We start from the raw sequence: 25,184 nt of genomic DNA on the forward strand, positions 1-25,184 counted from the left end.
CCCGCACCCCGCCCCACGAGCAGCACGCTGCCGTCAGAGCCTGACACAGGTTCTGACGGCGAGCGTAGGTCAACTACCGCCTTACGGCGTGGTCTTGACCTTGATCTTGCCGTCCTTGATGCCGGCCTCGGCCTTCGTCAGCGCGGCCTGGACGTCCTTCATCTTCATGAACTCGGGGTTGGACTTGGCGAGCGCGACACCACCCGACTTGAGGTCGGCGCGGACGACTCCGCCCTTGGCGTTGCCGTCCTCGACGGCCTTCGCCAGGTTGTACACCGAGGCCGCGACGTCCTTGGTCGCCGAGGTCAGGATGTACTTCTTGTACTTGGCGAGCGCGTCCTGCTTGTACTGGTCGGAGTCGACGCCGATCGCCCAGACCTTCTTGGCGGCGGCGGCCTCGATGACGCCCTGACCGGAGAGGCCGGCCGCGTGGTAGACCACGTCGGCGCCCTTCTCGATCTGGCCCTGGGCGGCGGTCTTGCCCTTGTCGGGGCTGGTGAAGCCGCCGTCCTCGGCCTTCTCCGTCAGGTACTGCTTGACGACCTTGACCTTGGGGTTGGTGTCCTTGACGCCCTGGGCGTAGCCCGCCTCGAACTTGTGGATGAGGGGGACGTCCACGCCGCCGACGAAGCCGACGGTCTTGGTCTTGGTGGTCTTGGCAGCGGCGACGCCCGCGAGGTAGGACGCCTCCTGCTCGCTGAAGACGAGGTCGGCGACGTTGTCGGCCTTGACGGTCTCGTCGTCGACGATGCCGAAGGTGACCTTCGGGAACTTCGCCGAGACCTCCTTGATCGCCGGGGCGTAGGCGTAGCCGACCCCGATGACGGGGTTGTAGCCCTGCTTGGCGAGCTGCGTCAGGCGCTGCGTCTTGTCGGCGTCCGACTCGCCGTCGACCGGCTCGACGGCCTTCTCGCCGGTCTTGAAGTCCTTGGCGGCCTTCTTCATGCCCTCGGTCGCGGCGTCGTTGAAGGACTGGTCGCCGGCACCGCCGACGTCGTAGGCGATGGCGACGCCCTTGTTCTTGTCGTCCTTGCTCGCGGCGGCGTCGCTGGACGTGCCACCACAGGCGGAGACGGAGACGGCGAGGGCTGCGGTCGCGGCGCCCGCGACAGCAATTCGAGACACCCGGCGCATAGAGACGAACTCCTTGAGTCAAGCAAGCACAAGCGGTACGAGCGCCTCACCCGGCGCTGATTTCGCCGCAGCGTAACGCGCGTAGACCTGACATAAGAACCCTTCTGTCCGGTCCGTTATCGACCTGTGGCCACGAGGCATCCGGGGGGCGAACACGCGGTGGGCGCCCCCTTCGTGGGGGGCGCCCAGGCGCCGCAGGACGTACTACGTAAAACGGCGCGAGGTGCGCGCGCGAGGTGCTACGTACAACGTCCTCGCGGCGCGCTACGGCGCCGTCCTGACCTTCACCTTGCCGCTGATGACGTCCTGCTTGGCCTTCTCGACGGCGGCGACGACGTCCTTCATCGCCCGGTACCTCGGGTTGGAGTCGGAGAAGCCGAGGCGGCCGGACTTGAGGTCGTACCGCCGCTCGCCCGTCCTCGGGTCGCCCTCGACGACCGACTTCGTCAGGTCGTACACGGCACCGCCGATGTCCTTGAGCGCCGAGCCGAGGATGTACTGCTTGTACTTGGCGAGGGCCTTGTGCTTGTACTGGTCGGAGTCGACGCCGATCACCCACTTCTTCTGTGAGCCGGCCTCCTGGATGACGCCCTGCCCGGAGAGCCCCGCCGCGTGGTAGATCACGTCCGCGCCGGCCTCGATCTGGCCGCCGGCCGCGTTCTGCCCCTTGTCGGGGCTGGAAAATCCGCCCTCCTCCGGTTTCTCCGTCAGATACCGCTTCTCAATTTCGATCTTGGGATCGACGGACTTCACGCCCTGCACGAATCCGGCCTCGAATTTATGGATCAGCGGAATGTCCACACCGCCCACGAATCCGACGTGCTTGGCCTTGCTCGCCTTGGCCGCGGCGACACCGGCCAGATAGGAGCCCTGTTCGTCGTGGAACACGATGCCGGCGACGTTGTCGGCCTTCACGGTGTTGTCGTCGATGATCCCGAAGGTGGTCTTCGGGAACTTCTTCGCGGCCGCCTCCACCGCGGGCGCGTAGGCGAAGCCGACGCCGATGACGGGGTTGTAACCCTGGTTGGCGAGCTGTTCGAGGCGCTGGACCTTGTCGGCGCTGGACTCGCCGTCGCCCGGCTCCATGTCCACGCCACCGATCTTGAACTCCTTGCGGGCCTTGGTGTAGCCCGCGTAGGCGGCGTCGTTGAAGGACTGGTCGCCCTGCCCGCCGATGTCGTAGGCCAGACCGATGCCCTTGCCCTTGTACGAGGACGAGGCGCCGGAGCCCTGCTCCTTGCCGCCCTCCTCCTGCGAAGCCTCGGTACTGGTCTTGCCGCACGCCGAAGCGGCGAGGGCGAGCGACGCCACCGCCACGGCCACTTGGGAAAGTCTCGATACACGACGCATAGGACGTACTCCTCACGTTCCCCAACGCACCGCTGACGGCGCTGATTTCGGCGCACAGTAACGAGCGTGGAAAGGGAGGGAACGGTTTTCCGCGCGGCCGTTACCTATTCGTGCCGGGTTCGCGCCGGGCGTCGGTCACGCCCCGAAGCCGTTACGCCTCGGTGCGCGCCGCGTCCAGCAGCGCGGTCGCGGTGAAGAGTTCAACGCCGACCGCGATGGCCGACTCGTCCGCGTCGAAGTCGCCCTGGTGGAGGTCGCGGACGGTGCGCTCGCCCGGCCTGCGCACGCCGAGCCGGGCCATGGCGCCGGGCACGTGCTCCAGATACCAGGAGAAGTCCTCGCCACCCAGGCTCTGTTCGGTGTCCTCGATCGAGAGCGGGCCGCGCCGTTCGGCCATGGCGTCGCGCAGCAGGTCGGCGACGCCGGGGTCGTTGACGACGGGCGGGACGCCACGGACGTAGGTGACCTCCGACTTGGCGCGGTAGAGGTCGGCGATCTCCTGGATCGCGCCGTGCACCAGGTCGGGCGCCTCCCGCCAGGCCTTGAGGTCCAGGCAGCGCACGGTCCCGGACAGCTCGGCGTGCTGCGGGATCACGTTCGGAGCGTGGCCGGACTCGATGCGGCCCCAGGTCACCGAGAGGCCCGAGCGGGCGTCGGCGCGGCGGGCGACGACGGCCGGGACCTCGGTAGCGACCTTGGCGGCGGCGGTGACGAGGTCGGTGGTGAGATGCGGCCGCGCGGTGTGTCCGCCGGGTCCGTCGAGTGCGACCTCCAGGCGGTCGCAGGCGGAGGTGATGGGTCCGTGCCGCAGGCCGATGCGGCCCGCGTCGACACGGGGGTCGCAGTGCACGGCGATGATCTTCCCTACGCCGTCGAGGACGCCCTCCTTGATGGCGTCGGCGGCGCCGCCCGGCAGGACCTCCTCGGCGGGCTGGAAGATCAGCCGCACCGCGAAGGGCAGCTGCCCCTTGCGCGCCAGGTCCGCGAGGACCAGGCCGGCGCCGAGGACGACGGTGGTGTGCACGTCGTGCCCGCAGGCGTGGGCGCGGTCGGGCACGGTGGAGCGGTAGGGCACGCCGAGCTTGGTGTCGGGGATGGGCAGCGCGTCGATGTCGGCGCGCAGGGCCAGCATGGGGCGCACGCCGTCCCACTCCCCCACGTCGCAGACGAGCCCTGTGCCGGCCTTGAGCACCCGGGGGGCGAGGCCCGCCTCCTCCAGCCGGGTCTTGATGGCGGCGGTGGTGCGGAACTCCTGGTTACCGAGCTCCGGGTGCATGTGCACGTCACGGCGGAAGGCGACGAGTTCGGTGCGCAGCGCTTCGGGCAGCGCACCGGGAAGCGTCTGCGTGAGTGCGTACTCCGTTGCGGACAAGCCGTCGGACACCTCTTCGGTCGCACAGGACATCAGTTGGTTCACCCTTTGAAGGGTAGGGCGATGCAACGGCCAACTGACCCACGATCAACAAAAGTTCAGCCCGTTAGGGGAAGAAACAGTGGCCTCGTGGCGCATGGCCGCTGATCGGGATGGGTAAACATTCACGCCGCCACGGGGGATGCGTAAGCCGTCCGGCGCCTGTAGTAGGCGAGGGCGACCGCTGTCAGCAGGGGCGGCCAGGCGATCAGCGGTACATAGCAAATCACGAGCAGGGCGGTTTGCGCTGTACTGTCCGTCACACCCGCTTCGGCCCCCAATCCGGCGATCTGTGCGTAGAAGGCCCAGCCCATGAGCCCGAAGAGCCCTCCGGCGCCCAGCAGGGCCGGTACGACGGCGGCGAGCGGCCGCACCTGCCGGCCGCCGAGCACGGGTACCCACGCGGGCACGGTCTCACCCCACGCGCGCACCAGACCGAGCGTGAGGAACGCGAGCACCTCCGATATGACGCTGAGTCCCAGGACGTACACGGCCTCTCCCGCACCGTGCTGCTCCCGCGCGGCGACGGGGAGCCCGGCCACCAGGGCGACCCGCCACAGCCCCGAGGGCAGGGTGATCCACGGCACGGCGTGGGCGGCGAGGGCGGCCCAGCGGGGGACGTCGGGGAGTGCGGTGATTCTCAGCATGGGGTGATGCTGGCGCGGCGGCGGTGGGGGGCGCGTCGTCGTGGGGGCGCATCCGGTGGGGGCGGGCTCCGCCGGACGGGGGAGGGAGCACTCCTCCTCGCCCTCCGCGCCGTCCTCGCCGTCCTCGGCGTCCTCGGCGTGCCTCCGGATGCAGGTGCGGGTGCGTCGTGGCTGGTCGCGCAGTTCCCCGCGCCCCTACCGGGGCGCACCTCAGCCGGTGACCTCCCGTGCCGTCCGTGCGAAGGCCGCGACCACCCCCGTGTCGTGGCCGAGCCGCCACACCAGGCCGTAGCCCGTCGGCTCCGCGTCCGCGAAGGGGACGTACGTGACCCCCGGCCGGGCGTAGTACGTGGCCGTGTGGGCGGGGGCGAGGAACGCGCCCTTGCCCGCCGCCACCAGGATCAGGCCCTCCTGCATGTTGACCACCCCGGGGCCGCGCTCGATCGGGCGGCCGCTCGGGGTGCGGGCGGGGACGTGGTGCTCCAGCCAGTAGTCGGGGACCTCGCCCGCGAGGGTGAGGAGGGGGACGGCGGCGAGGTCCTCCAGGGTCACCGTGGCCCGGGCGGCCAGCGGGTGGGTGGCGGGCAGGGCGAGGACGCGGTCCTCGGCGAGCAGCTGCGGCCCGATGCCGAGATCCTCCTCCCGTACGGGAAGCTCGGTGAGCTGCACGTCGAACTCGCCTCTGCGCAGCTGCCCGTACGGATCGCCGAGCGGCACCTCGCACACCTCCACGGCGAGACCGGGGTGGCTGACGCGCAGCGCCTCCGTCGCCTTCATCACGATCTCGCCGGTGAGCGGGTTGGAGAAGCCGACGTGCAGCACGGCCTCGATGCCGCGCGCGGTGGCCGCCGCCCGCTCCAGGGCCTCCTCGATGCCGCGGTGGTGGGGTGCCAGGTCGGCGCGCAGCCGCCGGCCGATCGAGGTGAGGGCGACGCGGCGGCTGGTGCGGGTGAACAGCGGGGCGCCCACGCGGCGTTCGAGCCGCTGGACCAGCTGGCTCACGCGGGCCTTGGAGAGCCTCATCCGCTCGGCGGTGCGGCCGAAGTGCAGCTCCTCGGAGAGGAGGAGGAAGCACTCCAGTTCGTCACGCTCGATCGGCATCGGGGCCCCCGGGTCGGTCGGATCGTTCAGCCTGCTTGAACGAACGTTGCGATCTTCGCCGTTGTTCCTCCTCCCCGCCTGGCCAAGGGTGATTGAGCAGACAACAACAGCTGCCAGTAGCGGGAGAGTTGAGACGTCATGAGTGCCAGTGCCCCGAGGGCCACCGAAGAACGGCCGACCACCGTCTGGACCCGCCGCCAATGGGGCGTCCTCCTCGTCCTGTGCGGGGCGATCTTCCTGGAGGGCATCGACATCGCGATGCTCAATGTCGCCCTCCCCTCCATCCGCGCCGACCTCGGCCTGTCCACGGGCTCCTTGCAGTGGGTGATGAGCGCGTACGTCCTCGGGTACGGCGGCTTCATGCTGCTCGGCGGGCGGGCCGCCGACCTCTTCGGGCGCCGCCGGATGTTCGTGTTCTGGCTCTCCGTCTTCCTCGTCTTCTCCGGGCTCGGCGGATTCGCCACCGAGGGCTGGACGCTGATCGCGGCGCGCTTCGTCACCGGGGTCGCCGCCGCCTTCATGACGCCCGCCGGGCTCTCGATCATCACCACCGGGTTCGCGGAGGGGCCGCAGCGCAACAAGGCCCTGCTCTTCTACTCCGGTACCTCCGCGGGCGGCTTCTCGGTCGGGCTCGTCGTCGGCGGGCTGCTGACCTCGGTCGGCTGGCGCTGGGTGTTCTTCGCGCCGGTCGTACTCTCCGCGGTGATCCTCCTGGCGGCCCTCGCCTTCGTACCGAAGTCGGCGCGTCCCGAGCGGGTGGCCGGGCAGGGGTTCGATCTGGCGGGCGGCCTGACCATCACCTCCGCCATCGTGCTGCTCGTCCTCGGCGTGGAGCGCGCCGCGCACGCCCCGGCAGCCTGGACGGCGGCCACGATCGGCGCCGGTCTCCTGCTCCTCGCCGCGTTCGTCGCGGTCGAGCGGCGCTCGGCGGCCCCGCTGGTCCGCCTCGGCATCCTGCGCGGCGGTAGCCTCGTGCGCGCCAATCTCTCCGCGCTGCTCTTCGCCGCGGGCTTCTTCGGCTTCCAGTTCCTGGTGGTCCTCTACCTCCAGGAGCTGCGGAACTGGTCGACGCTCCAGACCAGCCTCGCGATGCTCGTCATGGGCCTCGACGCGTTCCTCTCCCCCGTCGTGACCCCCCGGCTGGTGAACCGCTTCGGCAACACCCGGGTGATCTTCGGCGGACTGCTCCTCGCCGCGCTCGCCTACGCCCTGTTCCTGCCGGTCACCGCCGACTGGACGTACGCGATGATGCTCCCGAGCATGATCGTCGTCGCCCTGGCGTTCTCGCTGGCCTACGGCCCGCTCACCATCGTCGCCACCGAGGGGATCGCCGAGGAGGAGCAGGGCCTGGCCGGCGCGCTGCTCTACACGTCCTTCCAGTTCGGCGCCGCGCTCGGCCTCTCGGCGGTCACGGCCGTCAACGTCGCGGCCACGGCGTCCAATTCGCCGACGGACCTGCTCGACGGCTACCGGGCGGCCCTGTGGGTGCCGCTGGCGGCCGCCCTGCTGGCCGCGGTGATCAGTGCGTTCGGGCTGCGGACGAAGCGAAACGCGCTGCCCCGGCCGGTGGCGGCGCCTAGTCTGCGGGCATGACCGCCAGCGAGAGCACAGGCACGTGGCAGGCCGACGGCACCGGAGTCCTGCGGCTGCCCTCCGGACGGCTCGTCCGGGGCCGGGGGCTCCGGCATCCCCTGCCGGATGGGGACGTACCCGATCTCGGCGTCTATCTCCTCGGCAAGCAACCACCCGAAGTCCCCTGGGAGGCGCAATGGTTGCGCTGGCCCGATTTCAGGCTGCCGAGCGATCGGGCGCGGGCGCGGGAGCTGCTGCGGGAGGTGTGGGAGCGGGCGGCCGGGGAGCGGGTGGAGGTGGCCTGCGGGGGCGGGCGCGGGCGGACCGGGACCGCCCTCGCCTGCGTCGCCGTGCTGGACGGGGTACCCGCCGGGGAGGCCGTCGCCTTCGTGCGCGCGCACTACGACCGGCACGCGGTGGAGACGCCCTGGCAGCGGCGGTACGTGGCACGGTTCAGCGCCTGAGGCCTCTTCTCATCCCGGCGCCGGTGACCCCATGCCCCGCGGGCCGCCCGCCGAGGTGATGACGGACGTCAGCCGGTGCACGTCCCGTGCCGTCCCCGTCACTCCGGACAGGAAGCCCTGCGCGCGCGGCGAGGCGTTCTCCGTGAGCCACGCCGGGTCGATGTCGCAGACCGCCACCTTCACGTCCGTGCCCGCAAGGGCCAGGGGCAGGGTGTGGACGACCGTGGAGGGGAAGCTGAGGATCGTACGGCCGATGGGGCCGCGGCGGGCGATCAGCTCCAGGGGGAGGTCGGGGCGTACCACCTGGAGGCCCGTCTCCACCGCGAGCCGGTGCAGCTTGTCGGAACTCTCGCGGCGGTGGGCGAAGTAGCGCGTGGCCCCGTGGGTCAGGGAGAGGGCGCGGACCGCTTCCACATAGCGGTCGAGGTCCACCACGCCCGTCTCGACGAGGGACGTGCCGACCAGGTCGGCGCCGCGCGTGATGCGGGGCGGTCCGAAGCGCTCCCTGGTCCAGGCGAAGGCGTTGACGGTGACGGTGACGCCGGGCGGCGCCTGGTCGATCGGCATGGAGGAGAAGACCTCCACCGTGCGCGCCCCGCCGGGGGTGAGGCGCCGCCGGGCCGAGGCCGAGACCGGCGCGAAGACCAGGTCGCGGGGGCCGGGGCGGCCGCCCTTGCGGTGCCAGCGCACCAGACGCTCACCGCGGGCCAGCTGGGAGACGAACTCCATCGTCGCCGTGCCGTCGTCGACCACCACCAGGGAGCGGGCGCGGGTGATGGTCAGCAGGAGCTGTACGTAGCGGGAGAACGGGTCTCCTATGACGACCCGGTCCGCCTTGCGCAGCGCGCCCGCCAGGCCGCCGATCGTCTGGAAGGGGGCCGTCGCACCGCCGCGCGCCTCCTCCCAGCGGACCTCGACGCCCTCGTCGCGGGCGAGCTGCGCCATGCGGCGCAACTGGCCCCGGGTCATGGGGTCGTTGGGCGAGAGGACGACGACGGTGAGCCCCCCGGCCGGGCCGGTCGCGGCCGCCGCGTGCGCCCATTCCAGTACGTTCAGCAGCTGAACAGGGCTCTCCACGAAGGCGAGCGTGGAGGGGGCGGTGGTGCAGGTGGCGCCGGTGGCTCGGGGGCTCATCGTCGTCTCGTCCGTATCCCGGTAACCGGTGGGCGCTCAGACCGCGACCGGCTCGGCGCCGGTGGTCTCCGACTCCGCCACGACGCCCGCGACGCGGCGCAGCTTCTTCATCGGGCCCAGCTCGGACTCGTACACCTTCTTGACGCCGTCGCCGAGCGAGGCCTCGATGGTGCGGATGTCGCGGACCAGGCGGGTCAGGCCCTGCGGCTCCACGGAGGCGGCCTGGTCGGAGCCCCACATGGCGCGGTCGAGGGTGATGTGGCGCTCGACGAACGTGGCGCCGAGGGCGACGGCGGCCAGCGTCGTCTGGAGGCCCGTCTCGTGGCCGGAGTAGCCGATCGGGACGTTCGGGTACTCCTGCTGGAGGGTGTTGATCACGCGCAGGTTCAGCTCCTCGGCCTTGGCCGGGTACGTGGACGTGGCGTGGCAGAGCAGGATGTTGTCGGAGCCGAGGACCTCGACGGCGTGGCGGATCTGCTTCGGCGTCGACATGCCGGTGGAGAGGATGATCGTGCGGCCGGTGGCGCGCAGGGCGCGCAGCAGCTCGTCGTCCGTGAGGGAGGCGGAGGCGACCTTGTGGGCGGGCAGGTCGAACTTCTCCAGGAAGGCGACGGCCTCGGTGTCCCACGGGGAGGCGAACCAGTCGATGCCGCGCTTGGCGCAGTGCTCGCTGATCGCCTGGTACTCGGACTCGCCGAACTCCACGCGGTGGCGGTAGTCGATGTACGTCATGCGGCCCCAGGGGGTGTCGCGCTCGATGTCCCACTGGTCGCGCGGCGTGCAGATCTCCGGGGTGCGCTTTTGGAACTTGACCGCGTCGCACCCGGCGTCGGCGGCCACGTCGATCAGCTTGAACGCGTTCTCCAGGTCACCGTTGTGGTTGATGCCGATCTCGCCGGTGATGTAGACGGGCCGGCCGGGCCCCGCCGTCTTCGAACCGAACTGACGCAGACGGGAGTTGGCGCCGATGGAGGTGATGTTGCTCATGCTGGGAACAGTCCTTAGTTGGGGAGGGAGTCGAGAGAGGGGCCGAGGATCCAGCTGGCGATCTCTCGGATCGCGCCTTCACCGCCGGGGACGGTGGTGACCGCGCGGGCCGCGCCGCGCACGACGTCGTGGGCGCTGCCGACCGCCACGGGCCAGCCCACGAGGGCGAAGCACGGGAGGTCGTTGACGTCGTTGCCGACGTAGAGCACGCGCTCGGGAGCGATGCCCTGCTCCTCGCACCACTGCTTCAGTGCGAGGTCTTTCCGGTCGATGCCGTGCAGGACCGGAAGCTTGAGCTTCCTGGCGCGCGCGGCGACGACCGGGTTCTGTTCCGTGGACAGGATCAGCATGCGCAGGCCGCTCTTGCGCAGGGCCGCGATGCCGAGGCCGTCGCCGCGGTGTACGGAGACGAATTCCCGTCCTTCGGAGTCGATCAGCACCCTGTCGTCGGTCTGGGTGCCGTCGAAGTCGAGGACGACCGCGTCGATGTCGGCGGCGGTCGGAAGCGCCTGCGCGTGGTCCGCGTCGAAGAGCGGGGCCAGTGCGCGGGCGCGGGCGAGGTCGTGCGGGTCGTCGACCTCCAGGACGCGGGCCGGGTCGGTGCGGACCGGCTCGGTGTGGCCGAAGAAGCGGTGCTTGTGGTCACGGAAGCCCGCCGCGTCCATGGCGTAGGCGGCGCCGGTCTCCAGGAGGTCCTGGGGACGGTCCTGTCGGCGCGGGCGGAAGGACTTGTCGTGGTTGACGCCGTAACCGCCGCGGGTGCGGATGGAGTTGGCGAGGGTCGCCGTACCGCCCAGGGAGTCGGTGCGCTGGGCGGGCACGTCGGCGGGGCCGTCGGCGTCGTCGGCCGCGTCGCGCCAGATGAAGCCGTGGAAGGGGGCGACGGTCACGGCGGTGTCGGCGCCGTTCTCGACCACGGCGGCGGCCACCCCGTCGATGTCCTCGCGGGTCAGGAAGGGGCTGGTGCACTGCACGAGCAGGACGACGTCGACGCGGGTGCCGTGCAGGGCCTCGTGGGCGTCCATCGCGTGCAGGACGGCGGCCTCGCTGGTCGCGGTGTCCCCGGCGATGGCGGCGGGGCGCAGCACCACCTCGGCGCCGGCCGCGCGGGCGCCCTCGGCGATCACGTGGTCGTCGGTGGAGACCACGACGTCCGTGACGAGCCGTGCGGCCAGGCACGCGCGGATGGCGCGGCCCACCAGCGGCACGCCGCCGACCGGGGCGAGGTTCTTGGCGGGCACACCCTTGGAGCCGCCGCGGGCGGGGATGACGGCGAGGACGCGGCGGGCCTGCGCACTCGCTGGGCCGGGGTGGGACATGGGGGCTCCTGAGGGTGGGAGGTCGTGGGAGTTCACAGCTCGCCCATCCGCCTGATGACGGGGGCCACGCGCTGCACCCCGTGGCGGTAGGCCCCGCGGGCGGCGCGGCGCACGATCTGCCGTACGGGGCCCGGGTCCCGGTCGGCCGCCGGGGCGCCCGGCAGCGGGGAGCCGTCGGGGGCGAGGTGGTGGCGGGCGAGGATGCCGGGCAGATAGCCGCGGGCGGTGGTGAGGCTGTAGTAGGGCTTCAGGGGCGGGATGAGGCCGGCCGCGGCGTCGGCGAGGAGGCCGGTGACCTTCTCCCGCGCCGCGTCGAAGGCCCGCTCGTACGCCCCGTCGGCGGCGACGCCCTGCCGGGCCAGCCAGCGCGCGTCGGGCACGGGCAGGTGGCCCGCGTCCAGCTGGTCCCAGGAGGCGAGGCACCCGGAGCCGGTGAAGTGGTGGTTGCCGAGCGCCTCGCGCACCCCGAGGTCGGTGAGGACCGCGGTGGGGATGCGGCGGTGCAGCGACTCCAGTGCGGCCGTGGAGCTGACGGTGACCAGCAGGTCGGTGCGGTCGAGGACCTCGCCCATGTGGCCGTAGACGAGGCGGCAGTTGGCGGGCAGGCCGCCCTCCAGCCGCTGCGCCAGCTTCTGGTAGGGCAGCTCCTCGATGTGCGTGGTGTGCTCGCCGGGCTTGCTGCGCAGTTTGAGCAGGACCTCGCGGTCGGGGTGCAGCCGGGCGTGGTCGGCGAGGCGGCGCAGCAGGTAGGTGCGGTGTGCGGGGCTGTCCGGGACGGAGGGCTGGGCGGCGAAGACGACCGTGTACGGGTCGTGCCCGGCGTAGGGCGCGCCGCCGAGGAAGGGCAGCGCGGCCTCCGTGACCGAGGAGGCGTCGGCGCCCACTCCTTCGTACACCGCGCGAAAACGCTCGGCGTCCTGGCGGGAGTTGGCGAGGACGACATCGGCGCCGTGCCGCAGGAGGAGACCGTCGGCGAGCTTCTCGTAGACGACGCCGACATAGCCGGTGACGACGACGGGCCGCTTCTTCGCGGCTCCGGTGAGGCGGGCGTCCTCGGTGACGCGGGCGAGTCCGTGCAGCACCGCCTGGACCGCCCCGCCCACCAGGGCGAGCACGATCACGTCGGGCGCGTCCCGCTCCATCTCGCGCAGGAACTCGACGGCGGTGACCTCGCGCAGGCTGTCCGCGCGCACCCCCACCTCTTCGAGCTGCCGGGGCGTCGGGGTGGCCCGGCCGCGGAGCAGGAACCCGCTGAGCCGGTGGCCGTCGGACTCGGGCCGACTGTCCGTTGCGATACGGTTCGCGGTGAGAGCGCCCCATTTCCATCGCGTATCGGAATCGGCGAGTACGGCCACCCGCAGCGGGTTTCGGTTACTTGCTGGCACGTCCCAGACGCTAGGAAGCCATTTCGATTCGCGGCCCAACTCAGGTGCAACAAACGGTTAACAGCACGCCGACGAATGGCGAATCAGTCCGGGAATGGGCGCCGGGGCAGCCTGGTTAACCATTCCGCCACGCGTCGTTCACCTGGCATCCCACTGCGGGTCGACACGAATGACGGGCCGACACCTAACGTCACCCACGTGGTTAAGCTCTCCGTCATCGTGCCGTTCTACAACGTGCAGCAATACGCGCCCGACACCCTGAGGAGTCTGCGCGCGAACACGCGCGACGACTTCGAATTCATTCTCGTCGACGACTGTTCGCGCGACGGGACTCCGGACATCCTGGAGCGGGCGGCGCGCGAGCTGCCGGGCGCCGTCCACCTCAGACATGAGAGGAACGGCGGGCTCGCGACCGCCCGCAACACGGGCCTCGACGCGGCGCGCGGCGAGTACCTCACCTTCCTGGACGGCGACGACTGGCTCGCCCCCGGCTACTACGAGCAACTGCTCGCCTCCATCGAGGAGTTGGGGTGCGACTTCGTGCGCACCGACCATGTGCAGTGCACCGCGCGGGCCCGTTCGGTCCACCGTGTCCCGCACGGCAGGCGCGGCGTCGTGATGAGCCCGCGCGAGGTGATACTCCCCGCCGACCGGTCGACGTCCGTCGACTACGCCTTCGCCTGGGCCGGCATCTACCACCGCAGGCTCGCCGACGCGGGCCTGCTGCACTTCACCGACGGCCTGCGCACCGCGGAGGACCGGCCCTGGATCTGGCGGCTGCACCGGGAGGCGGAATCCTTCGCCGCCGTCGGCCTGCTCGGGGTTTTCTACCGGCGCGGGGTCGCCTCGTCGCTCACCCAGATCGGCGACGTGCGCCAACTCGATTTCATCAAGGCATTTGACCAGGTGATACGGGAGACCGCGGCGGACCGGGACGCCGACAAACTCCTGCCGAAGGCCGTGCGCACTTATTGCGCGATCATCTCCCACCATTTGGGATCCATCGAAAGGTTCGAGCCATCCGTGGCGCGCAAATTGAAGTCAATGAGTGCGGCCGCGCTGAAGCGGATGCCGCAGGGCGTTCTTGACGAGGCCCTCGACTCCATGGACCTCCAGCGGGCGACCCGGCTGCGCAGGCTGCGGCGCCGACCCGTCTCCGCGGAGGTGGCCGCGTAATGGAAGGCTCGCAGACGCTTCCCCGTACGGCCCGGCGTACGACGCAGATCTTCCTCGCCTCCACGCTGTACGGGGCCGCGACGCTCGCCGCCGCCCTCGACGCGGACCGCTTCGGCCCCGCCGACCGCCGCATCCTGCTGGTCAGCAACAACGCGGCGATCCCGGAGACCACGCCCCCGCTCGACGAGATGCCGGGGTTCGCCCGGCTGCGCGGCCGCTTCGACGACGTACGCTCCTGGAACGAGGCCATCTCCCCCTTCCACCCGGGTGGTTGGGCGCCGCGCGGCGACGACGTCGTGCTGTGGGAGCGGTACGTGCGGCTGCTCTGGGACCTCGGCGACGATCGGGTAGAGCTGGCCGTCGAGTCGATCCAGGTGAACCCGGCGCTCGCCCTCACGCAGATCTTCACCGGCGCCCCCGTGGACGTCTACGCCGACGGCCTGATGAGCTACGGCCCCACCCGCAACAAGATCGCCCCCCTGGTCGGCACGCGCGTGCGGCGCCTGCTCCACCTGGACCTGGTGCCGGGCCTCACCCCGCTCCTGCTCACCGAGTTCGGCGTCGAACCGGAGATCGTGCCGACCGAGGCGTTCGTGAAGGTGCTGGCCGAACTCGCGGACGGCGAGACCCAGCTGCCGGACGACCTGCTCGCCCTCGACGCGCCCGCCCTCGTCCTCGGCCAGTACCTCTCCGCCCTGAACATCCTCACCCCCGAGGAAGAGGAGGAGCTGCACGTCCGCATGGTGCGCGGCGCCGCCGAACTGGGCCACACAAAGGTGGTGTTCAAGCCCCACCCCACCGCGCCCGCCCGCTGGTCGCGCACCCTGGAGAAGGAGGCGCGGACGATCGGGGTCGAGCTGACGGTGCTCGACTCCCCCGTCCTCGCCGAGGTGCTCTACCAGCGGATGCGCCCCGCGCTCGTGATCGGCTGCTTCTCCACGGCGCTGCTCACGGCGTCCGCGCTCTACGGCCTGCCCGTCGCCCGCACCGGCACGGACCTCCTCCTGGAGCGCCTCGCGCCCTACCAGAACAGCAACCGCGTCCCCGTCACCATCGTCGACGCGCTGCTGCCCGAGCTGACCGACCCCGCGGCGGTCACCGAGCGGCGGGCGGCCCTGGGCACCGGCGAGCTGACGAACCTCCTCAAGGCCGTCGGCTTCGCGATGCAGCCGCAGATCTACCCCGGCCTGCGCCCCGACGCCGAGCGCTATCTCGCGCGGAACCTCGGCCCGGACACCTGGCGCTACTTCAAGCGGCGCCGCCTCACCGCGCTCGCCCTGCCCGGGGCGCTGCCCTCGCAGCTGGCGTTCATCCCGCGCAACGCGGCGGTGCGGCGTGTCGCGCGCCGGGCCCGTTCGGTGCAGCGCTCCATCAAGCGGACCGCCCTCGGATGACCGCTCGCAAGGGGCTCGGCACCCCGAGGGCGTAGCAGGGGCGGCGCTTGACCTCAAGTCGACTTGAAGTTCTACCTTCGCCTGCATGACGACTTTCGCGTACTCGCACAGCGACGCCGACCTGCTCAACCAGCCCATCGGATACTGGAGTTCGGCCGCGGGCGCCGCCGTGGTCAACCACATCCGCACCGCCCTCGCCGAACTCGGCCTCACCCAGCCCCAGTGGTGGATCCTCAACCAGCTCCTGGACACGCCACCGGAGGGCCGCGCCCGCGACGAGGTCGTGGCGGTCCTCAAGGGGTATCTCGAAACCGGCGAGGGTGCCCTGCTGCACAACATCACCGCCCTGCACGACCGCGGCCTGGTCACCGAGGACGCCGCGGGCCGCATCGCCCTCACCGACGCGGGGCGTGAGCTGCGGGACCGCGTCGCCGAGCGACAGCGGTCGATCCTCGCGGAGATCCGCGAGGGCGTCACGGACGAGGAGTACGTCCGGACGCTGAAGGTCCTCCAGCGGATGATCCACAACGTGGGCGGCACCGCCTGGCACCACTGAGCCGCCCGGCCGGCCCGGGTGGCCGGGCGGGCCGGGCTCCCCGGTCGGCGTGTCCTGTACAGGGGTCAGAACGCGTCGACCGGGACATACGCGCCCCACACCTCCCGCAGCGCCCCGCACACCTCGCCCACCGTCGCCCGCGCCCGCAGGGCGTCCTTCATCGGGTAGAGGACGTTCGCGTCCCCCTTCGCCGCCTCCTTCAGGGCCGCGAGGGCCGTGTCCACCGCCCGCTGGTCGCGGTCCGCGCGCAGCCGGGCGAGGCGGGCGGCCTGCCCGGCCTCGATGGCCGGGTCCACGCGCAGCGGCTCGTACGGCTCCTCCTCGTCGAGCCGGAAACGGTTGACGCCGACGACGACCCGCTCGCCGCTGTCCGTCTCCCGCGCGATGCGGTAGGCGTTGCGCTCGATCTCGCCCTTCTGGAAGCCCCGCTCGATGGCGCGCACCGCCCCGCCCAGGTCCTCGACGCGCTCCATCAGCCGCAGCGCCGCCGCCTCCACGTCGTCCGTCATGCTCTCCACGACGTACGACCCGGCGAAGGGGTCCACGGTCGCGGTCACGTCCGTCTCGTACGCGAGGACCTGCTGGGTGCGCAGGGCGAGGCGGGCCGACTTGTCGGTGGGGAGCGCGATCGCCTCGTCGAAGGAGTTGGTGTGCAGCGACTGGGTACCGCCGAGGACCGCGCCGAGGCCCTGGACAGCGACCCTGACCAGGTTCACCTCGGGCTGCTGGGCGGTGAGCTGGACGCCCGCCGTCTGCGTGTGGAAGCGCAGCATCAGCGACTTCGGGTCGCGCGCGCCGAACTCCTCCCGCATGACGCGGGCCCAGATGCGCCTGGCGGCACGGAACTTGGCGACTTCTTCCAGGATGGTCGTACGCGCCACGAAGAAGAAGGACAGGCGCGGCGCGAAGTCGTCCACGTCCATGCCCGCCGCGACCGCCGTACGGACGTACTCGATGCCGTCGGCGAGGGTGAAGGCGATCTCCTGCGCGGGCGAGGCGCCCGCCTCCGCCATGTGGTAGCCGGAGATCGAAATGGTGTTCCACCGCGGGATCTCGGCCTTGCAGTACTGGAAGATGTCCGCGATCAGGCGCAGGGAGGGCTGGGGCGGGAAGATGTACGTGCCGCGCGCGATGTACTCCTTGAGTACGTCGTTCTGGATCGTGCCGGTGAGGAGGCTCGCGTCGATCCCCTGCTCCTCGGCGACCAGTTGGTACATGAGGAGCAGCAGCGCGGCGGGGGCGTTGATCGTCATCGACGTCGAGACCTTGTCCAGCGGAATGCCGTCGAACAGCACCCGCATGTCCTCGACCGAGTCGACGGCGACCCCGACCTTGCCGACCTCGCCGTGCGCGAGGGGGGCGTCGGAGTCGTGGCCCATCTGGGTCGGCAGGTCGAAGGCGACCGACAGGCCGGCCGTGCCGTGCTCGATCAGCTGCCGGTAGCGGGCGTTGGACTCCGCGGCGGTGCCGAAGCCCGCGTACTGGCGCATCGTCCAGGGGCGGCCGGTGTACATCGTCGGGTAGACACCGCGCGTGTACGGGTACGCGCCGGGGGCGCCGAGCTTCTGCCCGGGGTCCCAGCCCTCCAGTGCCTCGGGGCCGTATACCGGTTCGATGGGCAGTCCTGACTCCGACTCGTGTGTCATGGCACCAGCTTGCGCCCACCCGCGGGACGCGTCACGCGCGGCAAACCGGGAAACACTTCCAGAAGTGATGTCCAGGGGCATGGGGGCGTGATGGGCAGGAGTGTGGCGGCCAGGGGTGTGGCGGGCAGGGGCGCGCTGTCGGTGGGGGCCGTGGCGGTGCTCGCGCTGGTCGCGGGGTGCAAGGCGGTGGCGGTCGACACGGAGGGCGGCCGGCCGGGTGAGGAGGGGGCGGCGGGCAGGACCGCGGCGGGCGGGACGGCGGACGGAATCGGAAAGCCCCCCGCCCCCGCCGCGCCCGGCGCGGCGCCCGCGCCCAGGACCCTCATGCGGGAGGGCGAGCGCGGCGGGCAGGTACGGGAGCTACAGGCCAGGCTCCGGCAGATCGCCTGGTTCTTCGAGTACCCCTCGGGGACGTACGGCGCGTCCACGGTCAGCGCGGTCGAGGGGTTCCAGGCCAAGCGCGGCCTGCCCCGCACCGGCAGGACGGACACCGTCACCTGGCAGCGGCTGCTGGCCATGACGCGCGAGCCGACGCGGGACGAGCTGTACGCGGGCGGCGGGATGCCGCCGGCCGCGCCGGACAAGCGGTGCCTGACCGGGCGGGTCCTGTGCCTCGCCAAGAGCAGCCGGACGCTCACGTGGATGGTCGACGGCAAGGCCGTATCGACGATGGACGTGCGCTTCGGCTCGCAGTACACGCCGACGCGCGAGGGCACCTTCCGCGTGTACTGGAAGTCCCGGCACCACGTCTCGACGCTCTACGACACCCCCATGCCGTACGCGATGTTCTTCAGCGGCGGCCAGGCGGTGCACTACTCGGCGGACTTCGCGGCCAGGGGTTACGCAGGCGGGTCGCACGGCTGTGTGAACGTGCGGGACGAGAGGAAGATCGCGCATCTCTTCGCCCAGGTGCGGAAGGGCGACCGGGTCGTCATCTACAAGTGAGGACCCCGGGCGCCGGCCCAGGTCCCAGGGCCTTGCGAGAAAGCGGCGTGGGCGGGATCGGGGGAACGTATCCCGCCCACGCCGAGGGCACGGAGCCGAAGGTACGGGGGGAACCCCCGGCTCGTGCGTGGGCCGATGACCAGTCGGCTCATTTCTTACTGCGCCGCGGCTTCAAAAAACGTCACACCTCGCGGCGGAATCTTTTCGGAACCCTAGTGGTGGGGCAGTGTCGGCAGGGCGCTGTACGAACCCGTCGGGGTCGGGCCGGGGAGGCCGGGGGGCGGGACGGGGGCGCCGTCGGTGTCGCCGCCCGAGCCGTTCTGGCCACGGCCGTCGCCCTCGTCGTGGTGGCCGCCACCACCGGAGCCGCCATGGCCGCCGCCATTGCCGTGGCCGCCGCCCGTGCCACCTAGGACGCGGCCGCAGAACTCGTCCAGCCGGGCCGATCCCCTGGCGGCCTCTTCGAGGTGGCGCCGCTTGGTGCCCCGCAGCTCGCCGCTGCGGTAGGCCCGGCAGGAGGTCAGCACCGTGCGGTACCAGTCCTTGCCGTCCGTGCGCGGCAGGGTCGCGTCGGGGCCGGGCTGCCGCGTGACGCCGTCGGAGTGGCCGCCGTCGGCCTCCGCCGCGGGGGGCGTACGGGAGTCCGGCTCACGGGTGGGTCCGTCGTCGGGGGGCGTGGTGTCGTCAGGGACCAGGTTCTCGGCGGGCTCCCGCGTCCGGCTCGACGGGGAGGTGCGCGGCTCCTCGGGGGTGGCGACGGACGACGCGGACGCGACCGGGCCCGGCTCGCCGTGTCCGCCGTGCCCGCCGAACGGCGAGGGCAGCACCCCCGACGACGCGGCGACGGCGACGCCGCCGATCATGCAGCCCGCGAGCGCGGCCGCGAGCCCGAAGCGCACCGGCTTGCCCCAGCGGCTCGGCCGGGGCCGGTCGGCGGCACGGCTCAAACGTACGGTTTCGGCCGCGGCGGCCTCATGGGCGGACGTCGCGTACGCGGCCGAGCGGTGGCCGGCCCGTACGGACTCCTCCCGTGCCGACTCCGCCCGCGCGGCGCGGAACGCGGCCAGCGCGGCGGCCTCGCCCGGGAGTTCCCCCGCGGCGGCACCGGCACCGGCACCGGCATCGGCATCGCCGGGCGCCGTCGGCCCGTCCGTGGCGGCCAGCGCGCCGAGCGCCTGGGCGAGCCGGTCGGCCCGCGCGCGTACGTGAGGGTCGACGCCTTCGAGGGGCTCCCCGCGCAGCAGACGCTCCGCCGCGTCGCGGTCCAGCCACTTGTCCTGCTCGTCGGCCATCACATGTCCTTCTGCGTCCGCGTACGCGATTGCGTCACACCGGCGGACGTCACCGCGCGGCCGCGCGGCTCTCGCTGAGGGGGCACCGCGCCGAGTGCTTGCGCGGGGTCCGCGGGGTCCGCGCCGAGCAGCTCGGCGAGCCGCTTCAGGCCGCGGTGCGCCGCCGTGCGGACGGCTCCCGGACGCTTGCCGAGGGTCTGCGCCGCGCTCTTGGCGTCCAGGCCCACGACGACTCTGAGGACCACGGCCTCGGCCTGGTCCTGCGGGAGCTTCGCTATCAGCGCCAGGGCGTCGCCGGTGGCCAGGGACTCCATCGCCTCGCCCGCGGTGTCCGCGTCGGCGGGCCTGCCGGTCAGCTCGGTCTCGTCGCCGCCTATCGCCGGGCGGCGGCCCCGCATGCGTATGTGATCCAGGGCGCGGTTGCGCGCGATGCGCGCGGCCCAGCCCCGGAAGCGGTCCGCGTCGCCGCTGAACCGGTCCAGGTCACGCGCTATCTGGAGCCAGGCCTCGGAGGCGACGTCCTCCGCGTCCGGGTCGGCGACCAGCGTGCGTACGTATCCCAACAGCCGCGGGTGCACGGCGCGGTACACAGTCCGGAACGCGCTCTCGTCCCCGTCCTGTGCCGCAAGCACCGCGGCGGTCAGCTCCGCGTCGTCCCCCAGCACTCTCTCAATCCTGCCACTCGGAGATCTGCGCCCGGCCCCGGCGCGAACCAGCACGCTACGGCCTTGTCAGGCCCTACGTCCATGTTTGTACAACGTGCAACTAGCGGGTGACAGAACGCGGTGTGACAGAAAACGCACGCGCGGCGCTGAAGGGAGTACGGACCGCACGACGGTTCGTACCGTGTGCCGGCCGGGGCCTCTCCTGTGGGGGGTGGCGGCCCCGGTCGTGCCGCGGGTCGGACACGTCGTTCACGGGCGTTCCCTCAGCACCTCAAGAGTGCGGCCCATCAGACCGGGTACGTCCGCGTCGCGGACCCCGTCGAGCTGCCAGCGGCCGATCTGCACGGAGGCGTCGACGACCATCCGCACACGCGGCATGCGCCGGTCGCGGTAGGCGGTGAGCGTGCTCTCCAGGGAGTCGCCCCAGGCGTCGTCCGGGGTGAGCAGTTCGGCGAGCACGGACACGTCCTCCAGTGACATGGCCGCGCCCTGGGCGAGGGTGGGCGGGCAGCCGTGGGCGGCGTCGCCGACGAGCACGACCCGGCCGCGATGCCAGGCACCTTCCACCAGATGCCGGTCGAACCAGGCGTAGTTGACCTGCGCCGGGTCGGTGAGGGACGCCCGGATCTCGTCCCAGAAGCCGCCGTAGCCCTCGGCGAGGCGCCGCATCCGCGCGGCGTACGACGCCGGGTCGATGGAGGCCCGGTCGCGGTTGCGTTCGACGAGGAAGGCGTAGACGGTGGTGTCGCCGGTGGGGCAGATCCCGGCGATGCAGGCGGGGCCGCCGTAGGTGATGTGGGCGCGGGTGACACCGGCCGGCCGGGGCGCGGGGGCCCGCCAGATCGCCATGCCGGTCGGGGCCGGCTCGTCGGTGACACCGATGAGGCGGCGCGTGCGGGAGTTGAGCCCGTCGGCGGCCACCACCAGGTCGTACCGGCTCGACGTGCCGTCCGTGAAGGAGACGTCGACACCCGTGGCGTCCTGCGCCAACGTCTCGATGGTGCAGCCGAGCCGGACCCGGGTGCCCGAGGCCCGTACGGCCCGCATGAGGATCCCCTGGAGCGCGGGACGCCGCATGCCGACCATGGCCGGGAGGTCGTCGCCGCCGGTGCGCGTGTCCTTCTGCGTGAAGATCTCGGTACCGTCGGGAGCGGCGACGGTGACGCCGTCGCCGCTGAAGCCCTGGGCGCTGACCTGTTCCCAGACGCCGATCTCGCGCAGGACGCGCAGGGCGTTGCCCTGAAGGGTGATGCCGGAGCCTGACGTGGCGTTCCAGTCGGCCTTGACTTCGACGAGGTCGACGGCGACACCGGCGCGCCTGAGCAGGACGGCCAACGCGTTCCCGGAGGTGCCTCCGCCGACGACCAGGACGGTACGGGGATGGGTGCGGGCGGGGTTGTAGGTACGGGCGCGGGTGGGGGTGGGGGTGCCGGTCACGCCTGCTGCGGGTTCCACGAAGATGTCCTCCCGATCATGAGAGGTCTAATCTGGCCCGGGCCCAACGGATAAGGGAAATCGATTCGTTGGATGCCTTCCATCCATACCGTGAATGACGCGCGGTCATCGCGTCTGGGGACGCACCATGAACCTGGCCAGCCTGGACCTGAACCTCGTCACCGCTCTGCGAGCCCTGTTGGAGGAGCGCAACGTGACGCGCGCCGGGCTCCGCGTCGGGCTCAGCCAGCCCGCCATGAGCGCCGCCCTGGCCCGGCTGCGCCGCCACTTCGACGACGACCTGCTCTCCCGCGTGGGCAGCCGGTACGAACTGACCGCCCTGGGCCGGCTCCTCCTGGACCGCAGCGCCACCGCCTGCGACGTGCTGGAGCGCGTCTTCACCAGCCAGGCCGACTTCGACCCGGCCCGGGAAGCCCATACGTTCACCCTCGTCGCCTCCGACTACGCCGTGGCCGTCCTCGGCGCCGAACTGGCCCGCACGCTCCACGCCGAGGCCCCGGGCATCCGGCTGCGCTTCCAGCAGCCGCCCGCGGACGTCACCGAGAACACCGGGACGCTGCTGAGCACGGTCGACGGAGTCCTCCTGCCGCACGGCGTCATCCGCGGTTTCCCCTCGGTCGACCTGTACCGCGACCGCTGGGTCGTCCTCGTCTCGGCCGACCATCCCGACGTGGGCGACCGCCTCACGCTCGACGACCTGCGCCGCTTGCCGTGGGTCACCTACCAGCGCACGTACGACGCGCCCGCGGTCCGCCAGCTCGGCATGCTGGGCATCGAAGCCAGGACGGAGATCTCCGTCGACGGCTTCCTCACGCTGCCCTCGCTCGTCGCCGGAACGCGCCGCGTCGCCCTCATCCAGGAACTGCTCGCCGACCGACTGCGCGGCGTGGCTCCGGTACGCGTCATGGAGTGCCCCTACGAAGCCGTACCGGTGCAGGAGGCCCTGTGGTGGCACCCCGCGCATACGCACGACGCGGCCCACATCTGGCTCCGGGAGACCGCCCAGCGGGTCGCGGCGAACGCGTTCCCGGCAGCGGCTCGTCCCCTCCCCCGCCCCGAGTGACGTTCAGCGGCGTTTTTCGTCGTGCTTGGTCTTGCCCTTGGCCTTGCCGTTGCCCTTGCCGTTGGGATGTGGCTTTTCGGACTTGGGGGGCTTCCCCTGCTCTCCCTTTGCCTTGCCGTTGCCCTTGCCGTTTCCGTGCCCGTGCCCGTGCCCGTGTCCGTTTCCCTTGTCCGGCTTGCTCTTGTCCTTGGACGTGGACTGGGAGTGAGGGTCGGACGTGGAACCGGGCTCGGGTGTGGGGCTGGGGCCGGGGTCGGGGGCCGACGATGTCTTCGCGGGCGGCGGCGCCGTGCGCTCCGGGACCGTGGAGGGCGGGGGCGTAAGCGTGGGCGTCTGCGGGGACGACACCGTGGCGCGGGGGCGTTCCCTCGGGGGCGGGTCGTCGGTCACCGTGCCCGCCGCCGCCAGCGCCACTCCGCCGAGGAGGCCGCCGGCCAGCACCACGCCCCCGGTGGCCCGCAGCGAGAACCAGGCGCGGCGGGGCTCCCGGGCACGCCAGTCGTCGCGACGCCGGGTGCGCGCCCGGTGCGCGCCCGCGTCGCGCGCCGCGCGGAACGCCGCGACCGCCGCGCGCTCCCCCTCCGTGTCCACGGCGGTGTCCGCGCCGGGCAGCAGGGCCGCGGCGAGCAGTTCGGGGAGGGAGGGGCGGGAAGAGCGGGAAGGGTGGCCCTTACTGTCCTCAGGGCCCAAGGGCTCGTCTGCGTTCATCTCGACTCCCCCAGCGTGCCGGGCCCGTCATCCGTCACACCGTCGAGTCCCAGCCGCTCGCCCAGCTTCTTCAGCCCCCGGTGCGCGGCCGTCCGCACCGCCCCGGGGCGCTTGCCGAGGACCCGCGCCGCCGCCGGGCCGTCGAGGCCGACGACCACCCGCAGCAGCACCGCCTCGGCCTGGTCGCGCGGCAGGGTCGCGACCAGCGCGAGCACCCGCTCGGTCGAGACCGCCTCCAGGGCCGCCGCCGACGTGCTGTGCGGGCCGGGCAGTTCGAGCAGGTCCTGCTCCAGCGTGGTGGGGCGCGGCCTGGCCTTCTGGCGGCGCAGGTGGTCGAAGGCCCGATGCCGCGCGATCGTCGCGGTCCAGCCGCGGAAGCCCGCCCCGTCCCCGCGGAACCGCCCGAGGTCCCTGGCGATCTCCAGCCAGGCCTCGGCCGCGACGTCCTCCGCGGCCTCGCCGTCCGTGCCGACGAGCCCGCGCAGATATCCGACGAGTCCCGGCTGGACGAGCCGGTACGCGACCGCGAAGGCCGCCTCGTCGCCTTCCTGGGCCGCCGCGACGGCTCTGCCCAGCTCCTCGTCGCGCGCCTTTGCGCGACGCGGCTCCCCACCCTGGCCCAACGCTCTCCCATCCGGCCGAACGCGGCACGCCCACCGTGCCCATGCCCCCACGGTCACCAGCGTCGCCGGGCGCGGAAATGTCACAGTGCGAGAGCGTACGGCTACGTCTTCCGGCGCCCGACGGCGCCCCGGGCGGCCCCGCACGCCCGGCGCCCGTGCCGGAGTCCCGGCACGGGTTCTCAGACCTCGAAGAGCCCGCCGCCCGCACTCCCCGGCCCCCCGGGGCCGATCCGCGAGATGTCGACCGTCAGGCCCGGGGCCGGGGCCACCGCGGCGACCGGCTCGCCGTAGTCGGACATACGCAGTTCCATGGTCTGTCCGCCACCGTTGCGCGTGACCTCGACGCCCAGGATGTACGGCTCTCCGGAGGCCGCCACGTACACCGTCGTCTCCTCGCCGTCGTCCTTCTCGACGAGCGGGGTGACGTTCTTGCCGTACCGCCGGGTGGCGGGAAGGGTCTTGATGACCTCGTCCGGCTCCGGGGTGCCGACCTTCTCGGTGAACGCGTCGAGGTCGCACTGCCCCACCGGCGCCCCGGGCCCCCCGGTGCCGGTCCTCGCCGGAAGCTTCAGGTACTTTCCGCGCGCCAGCGCCGTCCGCTCGCGCACGCGGGCCGCCGTCTCGGGGCCCCGCCTGGCCCCCCTCTCCACGATCGCGTCGAGCGAGGCATCGGTGAACCGTACGTACGTCGCACCGCCCGCGATCATGATCAGGTCGCCCCGCCGCTCCGGTCCCGCGTCGAAGGTGCCCGTGCAATTGCTGCGGCGATCCACGTGCAGCGAGGCCTTCTGATGGCCTTTCGGGGTCGCCATGTCGATGCCGATACGAACCGTGTCGGCCGAGCTGAGCAGTTCCATGCCCTCCAGGGCGAGCTTCCTGCCGCGCACTTCGTCGGCGGACGCGGGCTCCGCGCCGCCGTCCGTCGTGGAGCCCGCGCCGTCCACCGTGGATTCCCCGCGGTCCACCTCCTCGAACGTGCCACCGGCGTACGTCACCGGGCCGTCCGAGCCGCAGGACACGAGCGTGCCCACCGCGGCTCCCATCGCGAGGGAGAGCGCCGTCGCCCGTATCCACCGCCTGCGCGCCCCCATCCGGCCGTTCACGCGAGGTGCCACCTGTTTCCCCACCCGAGTCCCCACCCGTTGCGTCACTGCACA

The 25,184-nt window shown here is 72.1% G+C and carries 23 protein-coding genes; 7 read left to right on the forward strand and 16 right to left on the reverse strand.

Going from position 1 to position 25,184, the window contains the following annotated elements:
- Positions 1-81: 81 nt before the first annotated feature.
- From IG54_RS0108275 to IG54_RS43440, 5 genes are all read right to left on the reverse strand, one after another.
- The gene (locus tag IG54_RS0108275) at positions 82-1,134 is read right to left on the reverse strand and encodes a BMP family lipoprotein (protein ID WP_030779149.1); all 1,053 of its coding nucleotides are present in this window, start codon (positions 1,132-1,134) and stop codon (positions 82-84) included.
- Positions 1,135-1,398: 264 nt separating this feature from the next.
- Positions 1,399-2,484 (reverse strand): BMP family lipoprotein, encoded by a 1,086-nt coding sequence (locus IG54_RS0108280; protein ID WP_030779152.1) that lies wholly within the window; start codon positions 2,482-2,484, stop codon positions 1,399-1,401.
- A gap of 151 nt (positions 2,485-2,635) precedes the next feature.
- Entirely contained in the window at positions 2,636-3,901 is a 1,266-nt protein-coding gene (locus IG54_RS0108285; protein WP_420712231.1) for a M20 family metallopeptidase, read from the reverse strand.
- Between the two features lie 119 nt (positions 3,902-4,020).
- Positions 4,021-4,542: a hypothetical protein gene (locus IG54_RS0108290; protein WP_030779158.1), complete on the reverse strand. Its 522-nt coding sequence runs from the start codon at positions 4,540-4,542 to the stop codon at positions 4,021-4,023.
- Positions 4,543-4,752: 210 nt separating this feature from the next.
- Positions 4,753-5,643, reverse strand: coding sequence for a LysR family transcriptional regulator (locus IG54_RS43440; RefSeq protein WP_267883633.1), 891 nt, complete (start codon positions 5,641-5,643; stop codon positions 4,753-4,755).
- 138 nt (positions 5,644-5,781) lie between these two features.
- On the opposite strand from IG54_RS43440, the gene IG54_RS0108300 reads away from it, so the two are divergent.
- Together IG54_RS0108300 and IG54_RS0108305 are read left to right on the forward strand one after the other, a co-directional pair.
- Positions 5,782-7,236: an MFS transporter gene (locus IG54_RS0108300; RefSeq protein WP_051819353.1), complete on the forward strand. Its 1,455-nt coding sequence runs from the start codon at positions 5,782-5,784 to the stop codon at positions 7,234-7,236.
- Complete coding sequence (locus IG54_RS0108305; RefSeq protein WP_030779166.1) at positions 7,233-7,679, forward strand: protein-tyrosine phosphatase family protein; 447 nt, start codon at positions 7,233-7,235, stop codon at positions 7,677-7,679. The genes IG54_RS0108300 and IG54_RS0108305 overlap by 4 nt, the downstream gene beginning before the upstream one ends.
- A gap of 9 nt (positions 7,680-7,688) precedes the next feature.
- On the opposite strand, the gene IG54_RS0108310 is transcribed toward IG54_RS0108305, so the two are convergent.
- The 4 genes from IG54_RS0108310 to IG54_RS0108325 are packed head-to-tail and all read right to left on the reverse strand — an operon-like array spanning position 7,689 to position 12,504.
- On the reverse strand, positions 7,689-8,813 hold the full coding sequence (locus IG54_RS0108310; protein WP_051819354.1) for a hypothetical protein: 1,125 nt from the start codon (positions 8,811-8,813) through the stop codon (positions 7,689-7,691).
- Positions 8,814-8,849: 36 nt separating this feature from the next.
- On the reverse strand, positions 8,850-9,800 hold the full coding sequence (locus IG54_RS0108315; RefSeq protein WP_030779172.1) for an N-acetylneuraminate synthase family protein: 951 nt from the start codon (positions 9,798-9,800) through the stop codon (positions 8,850-8,852).
- A gap of 14 nt (positions 9,801-9,814) precedes the next feature.
- Entirely contained in the window at positions 9,815-11,119 is a 1,305-nt protein-coding gene (locus IG54_RS0108320) for an N-acylneuraminate cytidylyltransferase (protein ID WP_030779175.1), read from the reverse strand.
- A gap of 32 nt (positions 11,120-11,151) precedes the next feature.
- Complete coding sequence (locus tag IG54_RS0108325) at positions 11,152-12,504, reverse strand: DUF6716 putative glycosyltransferase (RefSeq protein ID WP_030779179.1); 1,353 nt, start codon at positions 12,502-12,504, stop codon at positions 11,152-11,154.
- 198 nt (positions 12,505-12,702) lie between these two features.
- Between IG54_RS0108325 and IG54_RS0108330 the strand changes: the two genes are divergently transcribed.
- From IG54_RS0108330 to IG54_RS0108340, 3 genes are all read left to right on the forward strand, one after another.
- Complete coding sequence (locus tag IG54_RS0108330) at positions 12,703-13,680, forward strand: glycosyltransferase family 2 protein (RefSeq protein WP_030779182.1); 978 nt, start codon at positions 12,703-12,705, stop codon at positions 13,678-13,680.
- Positions 13,680-15,074, forward strand: a complete 1,395-nt coding sequence (locus IG54_RS0108335) for a polysialyltransferase family glycosyltransferase (protein WP_051819355.1) — start codon at positions 13,680-13,682, stop codon at positions 15,072-15,074. The genes IG54_RS0108330 and IG54_RS0108335 overlap by 1 nt, the downstream gene beginning before the upstream one ends.
- Before the next feature lie 85 nt (positions 15,075-15,159).
- The gene (locus tag IG54_RS0108340; RefSeq protein WP_030779188.1) at positions 15,160-15,630 is read left to right on the forward strand and encodes a MarR family winged helix-turn-helix transcriptional regulator; all 471 of its coding nucleotides are present in this window, start codon (positions 15,160-15,162) and stop codon (positions 15,628-15,630) included.
- A gap of 65 nt (positions 15,631-15,695) precedes the next feature.
- Here IG54_RS0108340 and IG54_RS0108345 read toward each other — a convergent pair whose 3' ends face one another.
- Positions 15,696-17,276, reverse strand: coding sequence for an acyl-CoA mutase large subunit family protein (locus IG54_RS0108345; RefSeq protein WP_030779191.1), 1,581 nt, complete (start codon positions 17,274-17,276; stop codon positions 15,696-15,698).
- 90 nt (positions 17,277-17,366) lie between these two features.
- On the opposite strand from IG54_RS0108345, the gene IG54_RS0108350 reads away from it, so the two are divergent.
- A complete protein-coding gene (locus IG54_RS0108350) occupies positions 17,367-18,221 on the forward strand; it encodes a L,D-transpeptidase family protein (protein ID WP_078593855.1) in 855 nt (284 codons plus the stop codon).
- Positions 18,222-18,433: 212 nt separating this feature from the next.
- Here the strand turns inward: IG54_RS0108350 and IG54_RS0108355 are convergent, their stop codons facing one another.
- The 3 genes from IG54_RS0108355 to IG54_RS0108365 form a co-directional block, all read right to left on the reverse strand.
- Positions 18,434-19,513, reverse strand: a complete 1,080-nt coding sequence (locus IG54_RS0108355) for a hypothetical protein (protein WP_051819356.1) — start codon at positions 19,511-19,513, stop codon at positions 18,434-18,436.
- Positions 19,513-20,178, reverse strand: coding sequence for an RNA polymerase sigma factor (locus tag IG54_RS0108360; RefSeq protein ID WP_030779198.1), 666 nt, complete (start codon positions 20,176-20,178; stop codon positions 19,513-19,515). Before IG54_RS0108360 ends, IG54_RS0108355 begins: the two co-directional genes overlap by 1 nt.
- 249 nt (positions 20,179-20,427) lie before the next feature.
- The gene (locus IG54_RS0108365; protein WP_051819357.1) at positions 20,428-21,615 is read right to left on the reverse strand and encodes an FAD-dependent oxidoreductase; all 1,188 of its coding nucleotides are present in this window, start codon (positions 21,613-21,615) and stop codon (positions 20,428-20,430) included.
- 145 nt (positions 21,616-21,760) lie between these two features.
- On the opposite strand from IG54_RS0108365, the gene IG54_RS0108370 reads away from it, so the two are divergent.
- The gene (locus IG54_RS0108370) at positions 21,761-22,696 is read left to right on the forward strand and encodes a LysR family transcriptional regulator (RefSeq protein ID WP_030779217.1); all 936 of its coding nucleotides are present in this window, start codon (positions 21,761-21,763) and stop codon (positions 22,694-22,696) included.
- Positions 22,697-22,699: 3 nt separating this feature from the next.
- Here the strand turns inward: IG54_RS0108370 and IG54_RS42480 are convergent, their stop codons facing one another.
- The 3 genes from IG54_RS42480 to IG54_RS0108385 form a co-directional block, all read right to left on the reverse strand.
- Positions 22,700-23,404, reverse strand: coding sequence for a hypothetical protein (locus IG54_RS42480; RefSeq protein WP_051819358.1), 705 nt, complete (start codon positions 23,402-23,404; stop codon positions 22,700-22,702).
- A complete protein-coding gene (locus IG54_RS0108380) occupies positions 23,401-24,027 on the reverse strand; it encodes an RNA polymerase sigma factor (RefSeq protein ID WP_030779223.1) in 627 nt (208 codons plus the stop codon). Before IG54_RS0108380 ends, IG54_RS42480 begins: the two co-directional genes overlap by 4 nt.
- Before the next feature lie 179 nt (positions 24,028-24,206).
- Entirely contained in the window at positions 24,207-25,130 is a 924-nt protein-coding gene (locus IG54_RS0108385) for a hypothetical protein (protein ID WP_158708839.1), read from the reverse strand.
- Positions 25,131-25,184: the final 54 nt, after the last annotated feature.

The organism is Streptomyces sp. NRRL S-920, from assembly GCF_000717945.1.
GTDB classification, from domain to species: Bacteria; Actinomycetota; Actinomycetes; order Streptomycetales; family Streptomycetaceae; genus Streptomyces; species Streptomyces alboniger.